This is a genomic window from Rathayibacter sp. KR2-224, assembly GCF_049446075.1.
Taxonomy (GTDB): domain Bacteria; phylum Actinomycetota; class Actinomycetes; order Actinomycetales; family Microbacteriaceae; genus Humibacter.
Genome location: NZ_JBMSEB010000003.1, coordinates 339,463 through 352,303 on the forward strand (window position 1 = coordinate 339,463; position 12,841 = coordinate 352,303).

Here is a 12,841-nt window from a genome sequence, read left to right on the forward strand (position 1 = left end):
GTGTCGTCTCACTCCGAGCGCACGAGCGACGCGACGACCTCGACGTGGTGCGTGTTCGCGAACAGGTCGAACGCACGGGAGCCGCGAAGCTCGTAGCCGCGCTCGGTGAGCCAGCTCAGGTCGCGGGCCAGTGCGACGGGATCGCACGCGACATAGACCAACTGCGCCGGCGCGAACGCCGTCAGCAAGTCGACGACGTCACGGCCCGCGCCGCTGCGCGGCGGGTCGAGCACGACCGTGGCGTTGCGGAGCCGGGCGCGCTCGCCCGCCGACGACTTCGCCGTGAGCTCGCGGAGGTAGTCCTCCACGCGTGCGGTGACGGTTTGTGCGCCCAGCCACTCGGCCAGGTTGGATGCCGCATGATCCGTGGTGTCTTCGTCGGCCTCCACGCTCGTGATGCGCGTCGTCGGCCCGAACCGGTCCCCGACGGCCGCGGCCAGCAGCCCCACACCGCCGTAGAGATCGAGATTGAACGCGCGCGGATCGAAGAGCGAGTCGTCGACGGCATCCTGCACTGCCCGCGTCAGCGTCTGCGGGGCCTTGCGATGCACCTGCCAGAACCCGGTCGAAGCCAGGGCGAATCGCCTGTCGCCTACGCGTTCGTGCACAAGCTGAGGATGCCTGCCCATGCCGCCCGCGGCATCCCGCTTCGTCACCGTGGTGAAGCCCTCGCTCGTCACCGCCACGTCGATCGTGCCGCCGCTCGTCTGCAGCGTGCCCAGTGGTGCGGCGCGCTCGACCGCCTCGATCGCCAGCGGTAGCTCGTCGACGGGCACGACGCGGTGCGACCGTGCTGCGTATGGGCCGACGTTGCCGTGTTCGTCCACCTGCAACCTCACCCGGGTGCGCCAGCGCGTACCGTTGCGCTCGTCGTCGCCGGGCAGCGCCTCTACGACGGGCGCGTCGTCGATGCCCGCCATACGGGCGAACGCATCGGCGATCACGCGATGCTTGAGCTCGCGCTGGTGGCTCAGCTCGATGTGCCCGAACTCGGCGCCGCCCGCGCGCTCTGCCGGGTCGCGTTCGACGTCGCACGCCTGCCAGACGTGCGGCCTCCTGTGCTCGGAAGCCGCCAGGACTCGCACCGTCTCCGCTCGCCAGAACCGCTCGTGCCGCGTATCGCTCACGCGGGCCAGCACTCGCTCGCCAGGCATGGTGTCGCTGACGAAGACGACACGTCCCTCATGCCTGGCGACGAACACGCCGCCGTGGGCGACGCCCGTGACGTCCAACTCGATCTCGGCCTGGTGCTCCGGCGGCACGGATGCCTGCTCCGCACGAACAGGACGGCCGGCCGCGCGCCCTCCTCGTCGTGCTGGTGGACGGGACGTGCGGCGGCGGTCGGGGCGAGGCATCCGATCATCGTCGCATACCGGTCTGCGTGGGTTCCCGGCCGTGCTGAGGCTCGCCCGAACACCCGGCACAATTGGCTCATGCGCCTCTACCTCGCCTCAACCTCACCGGCCCGCCTCACGCTCTTGCGCTCCGCAGGAGTCGAGCCGTTGACGATCGCGCCAGGAGTGGACGAGCCGGCGACGGTCGCCGAAGCGGAGGCCGAGCTGGGGCCGTTGTCCGCGGCCGACATGGTGCAGCTCCTCGCCCGCGCGAAGGCGGAAGCGGTGGTCGGGGCGGAGGTGCATGACGCGCCCATCGACGGACTCATCCTCGGCGGGGACTCGGCGTTCGAGGTCGACGGTGTGATCTACGGCAAGCCGCACGAGGCATCCATAGCGCGCCAGCGCTGGCACGCTCAGCGTGGCCGCACCGGTGTGCTGCACTCGGGCCACTGGCTCATCGATCACACGGGCGGCCGGGTGCAGGGTTCGGCGGGGGCGGTGGCGGAGGCATCCGTGACGTTCGCCGACGACATCGACGATCACGAGATCGACGCATACGTCGCGACCGGCGAGCCCTTGAAGGTTGCCGGCGCGTTCACGATCGACAGCCTGGGCGGACCGTTCATCACGCGGGTGGACGGCGATCCGAGCACGGTCGTTGGCCTCTCGCTGTCGACGCTCCGCTCCCTGGTGAAGAGGCTCGGCTACCGATGGACCGACCTCTGGGGCTGAGCGGGACCTGCGCTTCTGACTGCGTGGATGCCGCGGCCGTTGTAGGCATCCGAAAGGCCTTTGGGCGAGGTTTGTGCTCGCCATTCAAAAAACGACACCTGTGCACCAATAGGCTTGAAGACTGTGCCCCACATCTCGAAGGTCCTGATTGCCAACCGCGGCGAGATCGCGGTGCGAGTCATCAGGGCGGCCAGGGACAGCGGAATCGCGTCTGTCGCGGTCTACGCCGACCAGGACAGGGACGCCGTGCACGTGCGCCTCGCGGACGAGGCATACGCGCTCGACGGCTCGACCAGCGCTGAGACCTACCTCTCGATCGAGAAGCTGCTCTCGGTGTGCCGCCGCTCCGGGGCCGACGCCGTGCACCCCGGTTACGGATTCCTCGCCGAGAACGCGGACTTCGCGCGTGCCGTCATCGACGCCGGCCTGATCTGGATCGGCCCCGGTCCCGAGGCGATCGAACGCCTGGGCGACAAGGTCTCGGCACGTCACGTCGCGGAGAAGGTGGGCGCCCCGCTCGCGCCCGGCACGCTCAACCCCGTTGCCAACGCGGACGAGGTGCTCGAGTTCGTCGACCAGTACGGGCTGCCGGTCGCCATCAAGGCCGCGTACGGCGGCGGCGGTCGCGGTCTCAAGGTGGCTCGCGAGCGCGACGAGGTCGCCGAGCTGTTCGAGTCCGCAACTCGCGAGGCGATCGCGGCTTTCGGTCGAGGCGAGTGCTTCGTGGAGAAGTACCTCGACAAGCCCCGGCACGTCGAAACCCAGTGCCTCGCCGACGCACACGGCAACGTCGTCGTGGTGTCAACGCGCGACTGCTCACTGCAGCGCCGCCACCAGAAGCTGGTGGAGGAGGCGCCAGCCCCCTTCCTCACCGACGCGCAGCGCGATCAGCTCTACGCCTCGTCCAAGGCGATCCTCAAAGAGGTCGGATACCTCGGCGCGGGCACGTGCGAGTTCCTCATCGGGCAGGACGGCACCGTCTCGTTCCTCGAGGTGAACACCAGACTGCAGGTGGAGCATCCGGTCTCGGAAGAGGTAACGGGCATCGACCTGGTGCGTGAGCAGTTCCGCATCGCCGAAGGCGGTGTTCTCGACTACGACGACCCGGAACCGCGCGGCCACTCATTCGAGTTCCGCATCAACGGCGAGGATGCGGGACGCGGCTTTCTGCCCGCCCCCGGCCCCGTGCACGTGTTCAAGCCAGCCGCCGGTCCTGGTGTGCGCGTGGACTCCGGCGTGCAGTCCGGCGATGTCATCTCCGGCGCATTCGACTCGCTCCTTGCCAAGCTCATCGTCACAGGCTCCAGCCGCGAAGAGGCGCTCGAGCGCTCTCGTCGTGCCCTGGGCGAGTTCGAGGTCGCGGGCCTTCCCACCGTGCTGCCGTTCCACCGCGCGATCGTGCGCGACCCGGCCTTCGCGCCCGCGGACGGGCATCCGTTCAGCATCTACACGCGCTGGATCGAGACCGAGTTCGTGAACGAGCTCGAGCCGTGGAGCGGCGAGGCCGCTGAACAGCCCGAGACCGAGCCGCGGCACAGCGTCGTGGTCGAGGTCGGCGGCAAGCGGGTCGAGGTGAGCCTGCCGACGAAGCTGCTCATCGCGGGCGGCGGCAAGGCATCCATCGGGCACGCGCCCAAGCGCAAGGCGGCATCGCACTCGGTTACGACGGCGACGGGCGACTCCGTCACCGCGCCCATGCAGGCCACCGTCGTGAAGCTCGCTGTGGGCGAGGGCGACCAAGTGGTCAAGGGCGACCTGATCCTCGTGCTCGAGGCCATGAAGATGGAGCAGCCGCTGACCGCGCACAAAGACGGCACCGTGAAGGGCATCAACGCCCAGGTCGGCACGACCGTCTCGAGCGGGCACCTGCTGCTCAACATCGTCTGACGGCCGGGCGCGAGAGCGTCCACGTTCGGCCGCTCGACGCCCGTCGCAATCCCTTGCAGCACTGCAACGGGGACAGCACCCTCTTCTTCTATGACATGCCGGGGTGTGACGACGCCCTCGGCTCACGAGAGGGAGGGCGCGCGTGACAACTCGAACCCATGAGGCGCCGTCGAAGGCGTCGACGGATCGCCGGTTGCGTCGGCACATCGGCCCGGTCGGCCTGCTGTTCGCCGCGATCGGATCGATCATCGGATCCGGATGGCTGTTCGGCGCATTCAACGCATCGAAGATCGCGGGTCCTGCCGCCATCTTCTCCTGGCTCATTGCCGGCGGCCTCGTGATGCTCATCGCACTCACCTATGCGGAGCTCGGACCGATGTTCCCCATCTCCGGCGGGGTGGTGCGGTATCCGCACCTGTCGTGGGGCACGTTCGCGAGCTACTCGCTCGGCTTCGTCACCTGGCTCTCCACGGTCTCGGTGCCGGCGATTGAGGTCGAAGGTGCTCTCACCTACGCCACGAAGTTCGCCGGATTCACCACGGCTGTCGGTCAGGGCCACGACGAAGTGCACGTACTCACTCCGCTAGGAATGGGCACGGCCGCGCTTCTCCTTGCCGTGTTCGTGCTGCTGAATTGGTTCGGCGTGCGTCTGTTCGCACAGATCAACAACGTGCTGGTGTGGTGGAAGCTCATCGTCATCGCGCTCGTGATCGTGGTCTTCCTGGTCACAGCGCTCGCAACCACGACCATGGGAACGCCCGCCAACTTCACGTCGCACGGATTCACGCCTGGTGGCATCCCAGCGATCTTCCTGTGCATCTCGACGGCGGGCATCACGTTCTCGTTCCTCGGATTCCGGCAAGGCATCGAGCTCGCCGGCGAGACGACCAACCCGAAGCGGAACATCCCCCTCGCGGTCATCGGATCGGTGCTGATCTGCTCTCTGATCTACGCAGCGCTTCAGGTCGCGTTCACGCTCGGAGTTCCCGGAAGCACGCTGGACAAGTCACACGGATGGCTTGGGTTGAGCTTCACGAACGATTTCGGCCCGCTCGCGGCCATCGCGACCGCCGGAGGACTTACCTGGTTGGCCATCCTGCTGTACGTCGACGCGGTCGTTTCGCCCGCCGACACCGCTTTCGTCTATACGACGATCGCCTCGCGCGTGGCCTACGCGCTAGGCCGAAACCGTGACGTTCCCTTGGCCGCTGCGAGGACGAACAGGTGGGGCGTGCCGGCGATCAGTCTCGTTCTCACGTGGGTGGTCGGCCTCATCCTGCTGCTGCCGTTCCCCAGTTGGCAGCAGTTGGTCGGATTCATCACGAGCGCGACGGTGATCAGCTTCGGAGTCGGTCCGCTTGTCGTCGGCGCCATGCGACGCGAGATGCCGCACCTCGAACGCCCGTTTCGCCTGCCAGGCGGCGACACCATACCGCTGCTGGCATTCTTCGCCGCGAACCTCATCATCTACTGGGGCGGTTGGGAGACGAACTACAAGCTGTTCATCTGCGTGCTGATCGGCTACGTGCTGCTCGTCGTGTTCCAGCTGATCGGCCGAAGAACGGGCGGTCAACCGCCCATCGACTTCCGACGAGGCGCAGTCTGGGTGCTGCCGTGGTTCGCTGCGATGGCTCTCATCAGCTGGACGTGCGATCCAGCGCATCATCCCGTGCTGTTCTGGTGGGCGTTCCTGTTCAATGCGGTCGTGACCGTCGCGATCTACTACATCGCCATGGCGACGCGTCTCCCGAGCGAGCGCACGCAGGAGCTGATCGCGAACGTCGAGGGCGAGTCGGAAGACGTGGTCCAGCCGTGACGCACGAGGCATCCTCGCGGCCGACGGCCCTATCGACTGCTACAGAACGATGTGCATTGCGCGCGCTGCGTCGGTGATGGAGTTCGACAGCGACGGGTAGACCGAGAACGCCCGGGCGACCTGGTCGACCGTGAGCCGGTGCTCCACGGCGAGCGCCAGCGGCAGGATGAGCTCGCTCGCACGCGGTGCCACGATGACGCCGCCGATCACAGTGCCGCTTCCGGTGCGCGCGAACAGCTTCACGAAGCCGTCTTTGATGCCCTGCATCTTGGCGCGAGGGTTCGACTTCAACGCCAGCTTGTAGATGTCGCCCTGCGCGATGCCCTCCTCGATCTCCCGCTGGCTCCAGCCGACGGTCGCGATCTCCGGAGAGGTGAAGATGTTGGATGCCACGTTGCGCAGCTCGATCGGCGTCACCGAGTCGCCGAGCGCGTGGAACACAGCGGTGCGTCCCTGCATGGAGGCGACGGATGCCAGCGGCAGCACGTTCGAGCAGTCGCCGGCCGCGTAGATGTTGGGCATCGAGGTACGGGCCACGCGATTGACGCGGATGTGGTGGCTCTCCGTGAGCTGCACACCGGCATCCTCGAGCCCGATGCCCGACGTGTTCGGAATGGATCCAACCGCCAGCAGGCAGTGCGAGCCCTCGACCTTGCGTCCATCGCTGAGTGTTGCGACGACGCCGTTCTCCGTGCGCTCCACGGATTCCGCTCGCGACTTCGATAGCACGGTCATGCCGTTGCGCCTGAAGACCTCCTCGAGCACGGTAGCGGCGTCGGCGTCCTCACCGGGCAGCACCCGGTCGCGGCTGGAGATGAGGGTCACCTTCGCGCCCAAGTATGTGTAGGCGCTGGCGAATTCGGCACCCGTGACTCCGGAGCCGACGACGATGAGGTGCTCGGGCACCGAGTCGAGTGCGTACAACTGCGTCCAGGTGAGGATGCGCTCCCCGTCGGGCATCGCGGACGGCAGCAGACGCGGCCTGGCTCCCACCGCGATCACCATCGTGTCGGCCTCTACGCGGTCGAAGTCCGTGCCGTTGTCCTTCGAGGTCGAAACGATCACGGCACCCGGCCCGTCGAGTCGGCCCTCTCCCGTGATGATCCGCACGCCGGAGTGCACCAGCTCGGTGCGCATGTCTTCGGACTGCTGCCTCGCGAGTCCGAGAAGTCGCTTGTTGACGGCCGAGAGGTTCACGGCGACCTCTGGGCGGATCGGCTTGCCCGCCTCTGTGCGCCCGAAGAACTGAACGCCGAGGTCGGCGGCATCCGGAATTGCGCGCGTCGCATCCGCTGTGGCGATCAGGGTCTTCGACGGCACGACGTCGGTCATGACGGCCGCCCCGCCGACGCCTGCGCGCTCGATGAGCGTCACCTCGGCCCCCAACTGGGCGCCGGCGAGCGCCGCCTCATACCCGCCGGGACCGCCCCCGAGTACAGCGATGCTCTGTTTACGCTCGAACTCGAAAGCCATGGCACCCATTGTCTCAGACCCAGAGAGCCCACTTTCCCGCGGTGCTACGCCTTGGCCTGCAGGAGGGGCCACCAACGGCGGATGCCGAACCGTGCGGAACGCTGGGGCCGGGGCAAGCCAATCTCCGAGAAGGCGAGACGCTCTAAGAGGCGGCGGCCTCGACGGCGCCGGACCCAACCACGCAGTATGCCAACCGCGGCGCGCCCCGCAGGGAGGGGCGCGCAAGACCAACGCAGCGGCGCGCGAGACCAACATAGAGTGGTCGACATGGCATCCGAGGACGCAGCTCATCCTTTCGACGATCCCGCGGCTGATCCGTTCGATATCGCGCGCATAGCGGCTCAGCAGCTGGCTGAGCGCACGGGCGTCGAGCATCACGACATCGCTCTCACGCTCGGCAGCGGCTGGGGCAAGGCCGCCGACCTGATCGGCGAGACGGTCGCGACCGTGCCGGCCGCGGACATCCTCGGGTTCCGGCCGCCCGCCGTTCCCGGGCACGTGGGCACCCTCCGCTCCGTGCGGCTCCCGAGCGGCAAGCACGCCCTGGTTCTCGGTGCACGCACGCACTTCTACGAGGACCACGGCGTCCGTTCCGTCGTGCACGGTGTGCGCACCGCTGCCGCCGCGGGTGCGACGACCATGATCCTCACCAACGGTGCAGGCGGCATCAAGCCGTCGTGGGGGCCGGGAACCCCGGTGCTGATCAGCGACCACATCAACCTGACCGCCTCCTCTCCCCTGGAGGGCGCGACCTTCGTCGACCTGACCGATCTGTACTCGAAGCGCCTGCGCGAGGTGGCACACGAAGTGGATGCCTCGCTCGACGAGGGCGTTTACGTGCAGTTCCGCGGACCGCACTACGAGACGCCCGCCGAGGTGCAGATGGCCAAGGCGATCGGCGGCCACATCGTCGGCATGTCGACGGCGCTCGAGGCCATCGCGGCCAGGCAGTCTGGCATGGAGGTGCTCGGAATGTCGCTCATCACGAATCTCGCGGCCGGCATCTCCGGCGAGCCGCTCAGCCATGGCGAGGTCATCGAGGCTGGGCGGGCTGCCGAGCCGGTGATCAGCGCCCTGCTCGCACGGATTGTGGAGCGACTGTGACCGGCGCGGCGGACGAGGCAGTGGCATCCGACGTCGTCGAGGCTGCTGAGGCGTGGATCGCGGACGATCCGGATGCCGAGACCCGCGCCGAGTTGCAGGCCCTGGTCGATGAGGCCGCCGGCGGCTCTGAGGCGGCTCTGGATCAGCTGCACGCACGGTTCGATACGCGACTGGCGTTCGGCACGGCCGGGCTCCGGGGCGAGATCGCCGCCGGTCCCAACCGCATGAATCGAGTGCTCGTGGCGCAGGCGGCCGCAGGGCTGGCCGCATATCTGAAGGAACAGGCATCCGCTGGAGGGGCGCGCGCGACGCCCCTCGTCGTCATCGGCTACGACGGCCGCAAGAACTCGCATGTCTTCGCCCGCGATACCGCGGAACTCATGGAGGGAGCGGGAGTGCACGCCGTGCTGCTGCCGCGCCTGCTGCCGACTCCCGTGCTCGCGTTCGCGGTGCGACACCTCGACGCGTCCGCGGGGGTCATGGTGACGGCAAGCCACAACCCGGCCCGCGACAACGGCTACAAGGTGTACCTGGGCGGCGAAGATCACGGGTCGCAGATCGTTCCTCCCGCTGACGCCGAGATCGCCGCGCACATCGACCGTGTCGCGAGAGGTCGCATCAGTGAGCTGCCGCGCTCGGATGCCTACGAGATGGCAGACGAGTCGCTGGTCGACGCATACGTGGCAGCGACCGCTGCCGTCGCCGCGCCGGGCGGCGCGGGCCTCGGTGACGGGGGTGAGCCGCAGCCGACCGGACGGCACGCAGCCCAGCCTTCAGCCGAAGCATCCGGCCTGCGTGTCGTGTACACGGCCATGCACGGGGTGGGCTGGAACACCGCACGAGCCGTGTTCGAGGCGGCAGGGCTGCCGACGCCCATCACCGTGCCCGAGCAAGCCGAGCCGGACCCCGACTTCCCGACGGTCGCCTTCCCGAATCCGGAGGAGCCCGGCGCGCTCGACCTCGCGTTCGCGCTGGCCCGCGAGAGCGCCGCCGACCTCGTCATCGCGAACGATCCGGACGCGGACCGGCTGGCCATCGGCATCCCGGACGCAGCCGACGAACAGGGATACCGAAGGCTGAGCGGCAACGAAGTGGGCACTCTGCTCGGGTGGACCGCCGCCGAGCAGGCGGCCGAGCGCGGTGCGAGCGGAGCGCTCGCGGCATCCATCGTGTCCTCGCCCGCCCTGGCTGCCGTAGCGGATGCCTACGGGCTCGGTTTCGAGGAGACGCTCACCGGATTCAAGTGGGTGAGCCGCGTCCCCGGCCTGCTGTTCGGGTACGAGGAAGCGCTCGGTTACCTCGTGAATCCGCAGACCGTGCGCGACAAAGACGGCATCTCGGCGGCAACCGCCGCGCTCGCCCTTGCGGTACGGCTGCGCGCCGAAGGCAAGACTGTGGCCGACCGGTTAGACGAATTCACGCAACGGTTCGGCGCATACGCGTCTGATCAGATCTCCATCCGAGTGACGGAGCTGAGCCGAATCGGCGGAATCATGGCGGGTTTGCGAGCGGAGCCGCCCGTGCGGCTCGGCGAAGCGCACGTCTCCCGCATCGATGACCTTCGCGACGGTTGGGGCGAGCTGCCGCCAAGCGACGTGTTGCGCATCCTGTTGGACGACGGATCCCGAGTGATGGTGCGCCCGAGCGGTACTGAGCCCAAGCTGAAGATCTACATCGACGCGTTCGACGATTCCGATACTGACGTGGCGGGTCGCCGCGCGGCAGCGCAGGCTCGCGTGGCGGCCTTGCGCGACGCGATCCGAGCGCTCGTCGACGAGGCTCCCATCGAATAGGAGGCCGGCGAAATCCGACGGATGTGTCGGATCCGGGGCTCGGCGTTCGTAGCAGTGGTGAGACCGTCCAGAACGGGCGGCACTGATGCGGAGGAACGCGACATGAAGCTCACCACAATGACGCAGATCACGGTCGACGGCGTGATGCAGGGAAACGGCGGGGCGACCGACGAGGATCGCCGGAACGGATTCGACCGCGGCGGCTGGGCGCTGGGCAAGGGCGACGACGAAACGGTCGCCTTCATCAACGAGGCATACCAGCGCGCCGACGCGTACCTGTTCGGCCGGCGCACCTACGACCTGTTCGCCCGCTCCTGGGGATCGCTGACCGAGCAGGATGTGCCCGGCTGGGAGCCCGTCATGCGCGCGCTGAACTCGCGGCCGAAGTTTGTGGCGTCGACGACGCTCACCGACACTGCCTGGTCGGGCACGACCGTCCTGTCTGGCGACCTCGCCACCACCATTGCCGAGTTGAAGGCTCGCCCCGGCGGCGAGCTGCAAGTGCACGGCAGCGGCACCCTGGTCAGGTGGTTGCTCGAGCGCGACCTGGTCGATGAGCTGACGCTCATCGTCATTCCCGTTGTCCTCGGACAGGGAGCACGGCTGTTCCCGGATGCCGGCCCCGACCGCGCGCTCGAACTGCTCGAGTCGCGCGCGGACTCGAAGGGCGTCACGGTGCAGGTCTATCGACCGGCGGGATCCGCGCAGTATGCACCGCCCCGATACTCCGACCACGACAACTGAAACCCGAGCCCCAGCGGCCTCGACACGAAGGAGATGATCGTCACATGCAGTATCTGGTTTCCGTGATCGATGAGAAGAGTAACCCGCCCGATCCAGAGAGGCGGCCCGCGATCAGCGAGTTCAACAAACAACTGATCGCGGCGGGTTACTGGGTCTTCGCCGGTGGACTCGCCGACCCCGACGCGGCAACGGTTATCGACAACCGGGGCGATGAGACGGTGTTCAGCGACGGACCATTCGTCGAGTCGAAGGAGTACCTCGCCGGCGTGTGGGTCTGGGACGTTCCCGATCTGGACGTGGCGCTGCGACTCGCGACCGAAGCCTCGAAGGTCTGCTTTCGAAAGCTCGAGGTGCGGCCGTTCCTGTGAGCGATGTGCGGGAGGCGATCACTCGAGCTCACCGAGACGAGTGGATGCGAGTGGTCGCCTCCCTGACGAAGCGTTTCGGCGACCTTGACATCGCGGAAGAAGCCGCTGCCGAGGCGTTCGCCACGGCAGTCGAGCGCTGGCCGGCCAACGGCGTACCGCCGAACCCGGGCGCCTGGCTGACGACCACCGCCAACCGGAAGGCCATCGACAGGATCCGACGCGAGAACAAGCGCGACGACAAGCACAGGGAGGCTCTGCTGGTGCACGACGCCGACCCGCCAGAACCGCTCGGAGCCATCGATGACGACCGCCTGCGACTGATCTTCACGTGCTGTCACCCGGCGTTGGCTATGGAAGCCCGCCTGGCACTGACGCTCCGCATGGTCGTCGGTCTCACCGTGCCCGAGATCTCCCGTGCCTTCCTGGCCCGGGAGGCTGCGATCGGGCAGCGGATCACACGCGCGAAGGCCAAGATCAAAGCCGCCCGCATTCCCTACCGGATGCCGACCGCCGAGGATCTTCCTGCCCGTCTCGCCGGCGTCCTCGCCGTTCTGTATCTCCTCTTCAACGAGGGCTACCTGGCCACGGGCGCCGACACGGATCCGATCCGACGCGACCTGACTGCCGAGGCGATCCGGCTCGCCCGTCTGCTGCACGGCATCCTGCCAGAGGATGGCGAGGTGACCGGCCTTCTGGCGCTGATGCTCCTCACCGAGGCGCGTCGGAGGGCACGCGTGTCGCCCGATGGCGAACTGATCGCGCTCGCCGAGCAGGATCGGAGCACCTGGGACCCTACCCTGATATCCGAAGGGCACGCTCTGGTACGGCAGCGCCTCGCGGCAGCCGCGGCCGGGACACCGCCGGGTCGTTACCAGATCCTCGCAGCGATCAACGCGGTGCACACGTCTGCCGCGAGCATCCACGACACCGACTGGGCACAGGTCGTGGCCCTCTACGACCAGCTCGTGCGGGTCGACCCATCACCCATCGTCGCTCTCAACCGCGCCATCGCCGTCGCCGAGCTGGACGGGCCCCAGGTCGCACTGGCAGCCATCGACGACCTCGAGGACAGGCTCGGCGACTACCACGCGTACCACGTCGCCCGGGCGGATCTGCTCCGCCGCCTCGGCAGCACAGAGCAGTCGCGAGTGGCATACGACAGGGCGATTCGGCTGACCGGCAATACCGCGGAGACCGCACACCTGCAACGCCGCCGGGACCAACTGGATTAGCGCCGGCCGGACGTGTCGGGCCGCGACGCCTTGCGGTCGTCTGCGGCGCTCCAACTCAGCCGAGAGCCTGCTCGAGCTTCTCCTCCAGCTCAGAGACGTCGAAGTAGTTGTCGACCACGACGATGTCGGCGTTGGTGCGCGGGATGCGCTCGACAAGTTCCGGCGACGTCAGGATGACCTGGGCATCCGCCCCCGTCGTGGCAAGGCTCGCGACATCGGACGCGCTCACATCGGCCGAGATGCCCAGGCGTTCCAACGCGCGTTCGGCGTTCACCTTGAGGATGGCGGATGTTCCGACACCCGCACCGCAGATCGCCACGATCTTCACTCGTGCCTCCGTCCGCCGTCTGTTGTA

The 12,841-nt window shown here is 67.9% G+C and carries 11 protein-coding genes; 8 read left to right on the forward strand and 3 right to left on the reverse strand.

From position 1 onward, the window contains the following. Positions 1–8: 8 nt before the first annotated feature. The gene (locus ACO2Q7_RS16515; protein WP_423356804.1) at positions 9–1,355 is read right to left on the reverse strand and encodes a class I SAM-dependent RNA methyltransferase; all 1,347 of its coding nucleotides are present in this window, start codon (positions 1,353–1,355) and stop codon (positions 9–11) included. 78 nt (positions 1,356–1,433) lie between these two features. Here ACO2Q7_RS16515 and ACO2Q7_RS16520 point away from each other — a divergent pair, with 78 nt between their 5' ends. From ACO2Q7_RS16520 to ACO2Q7_RS16530, 3 genes are all read left to right on the forward strand, one after another. Then, positions 1,434–2,069 (forward strand): Maf family protein, encoded by a 636-nt coding sequence (locus tag ACO2Q7_RS16520; protein ID WP_423356805.1) that lies wholly within the window; start codon positions 1,434–1,436, stop codon positions 2,067–2,069. A 123-nt stretch (positions 2,070–2,192) separates the two neighbouring features. After that, positions 2,193–3,956 carry an acetyl/propionyl/methylcrotonyl-CoA carboxylase subunit alpha gene (locus ACO2Q7_RS16525; protein ID WP_423356806.1) on the forward strand — a complete coding sequence of 588 codons (1,764 nt, stop codon included), beginning with the start codon at positions 2,193–2,195 and terminating at the stop codon, positions 3,954–3,956. A 142-nt stretch (positions 3,957–4,098) separates the two neighbouring features. Continuing rightward, positions 4,099–5,772 (forward strand): APC family permease, encoded by a 1,674-nt coding sequence (locus ACO2Q7_RS16530; protein ID WP_423356807.1) that lies wholly within the window; start codon positions 4,099–4,101, stop codon positions 5,770–5,772. A 39-nt stretch (positions 5,773–5,811) separates the two neighbouring features. Here the strand turns inward: ACO2Q7_RS16530 and ACO2Q7_RS16535 are convergent, their stop codons facing one another. Then, entirely contained in the window at positions 5,812–7,245 is a 1,434-nt protein-coding gene (locus ACO2Q7_RS16535; RefSeq protein WP_423356808.1) for an NAD(P)H-quinone dehydrogenase, read from the reverse strand. A 267-nt stretch (positions 7,246–7,512) separates the two neighbouring features. On the opposite strand from ACO2Q7_RS16535, the gene ACO2Q7_RS16540 reads away from it, so the two are divergent. The 5 genes from ACO2Q7_RS16540 to ACO2Q7_RS16560 all read left to right on the forward strand — a co-directional run bounded on the left by ACO2Q7_RS16540 (position 7,513) and on the right by ACO2Q7_RS16560 (position 12,486). Next, positions 7,513–8,349, forward strand: a complete 837-nt coding sequence (locus ACO2Q7_RS16540; RefSeq protein ID WP_423356809.1) for a purine-nucleoside phosphorylase — start codon at positions 7,513–7,515, stop codon at positions 8,347–8,349. Continuing rightward, positions 8,346–10,142 carry a phospho-sugar mutase gene (locus ACO2Q7_RS16545; RefSeq protein WP_423356810.1) on the forward strand — a complete coding sequence of 599 codons (1,797 nt, stop codon included), beginning with the start codon at positions 8,346–8,348 and terminating at the stop codon, positions 10,140–10,142. The genes ACO2Q7_RS16540 and ACO2Q7_RS16545 overlap by 4 nt, the downstream gene beginning before the upstream one ends. A gap of 102 nt (positions 10,143–10,244) precedes the next feature. After that, complete coding sequence (locus ACO2Q7_RS16550; protein WP_423356811.1) at positions 10,245–10,886, forward strand: dihydrofolate reductase family protein; 642 nt, start codon at positions 10,245–10,247, stop codon at positions 10,884–10,886. A 44-nt stretch (positions 10,887–10,930) separates the two neighbouring features. Next, positions 10,931–11,254: a YciI family protein gene (locus tag ACO2Q7_RS16555; RefSeq protein WP_423356812.1), complete on the forward strand. Its 324-nt coding sequence runs from the start codon at positions 10,931–10,933 to the stop codon at positions 11,252–11,254. After that, a complete protein-coding gene (locus ACO2Q7_RS16560) occupies positions 11,251–12,486 on the forward strand; it encodes an RNA polymerase sigma factor (protein ID WP_423356813.1) in 1,236 nt (411 codons plus the stop codon). The genes ACO2Q7_RS16555 and ACO2Q7_RS16560 overlap by 4 nt, the downstream gene beginning before the upstream one ends. Before the next feature lie 55 nt (positions 12,487–12,541). Here the strand turns inward: ACO2Q7_RS16560 and ACO2Q7_RS16565 are convergent, their stop codons facing one another. Further along, positions 12,542–12,814 carry a PTS sugar transporter subunit IIB gene (locus ACO2Q7_RS16565; RefSeq protein ID WP_423356814.1) on the reverse strand — a complete coding sequence of 91 codons (273 nt, stop codon included), beginning with the start codon at positions 12,812–12,814 and terminating at the stop codon, positions 12,542–12,544. Positions 12,815–12,841 lie beyond the last annotated feature (27 nt).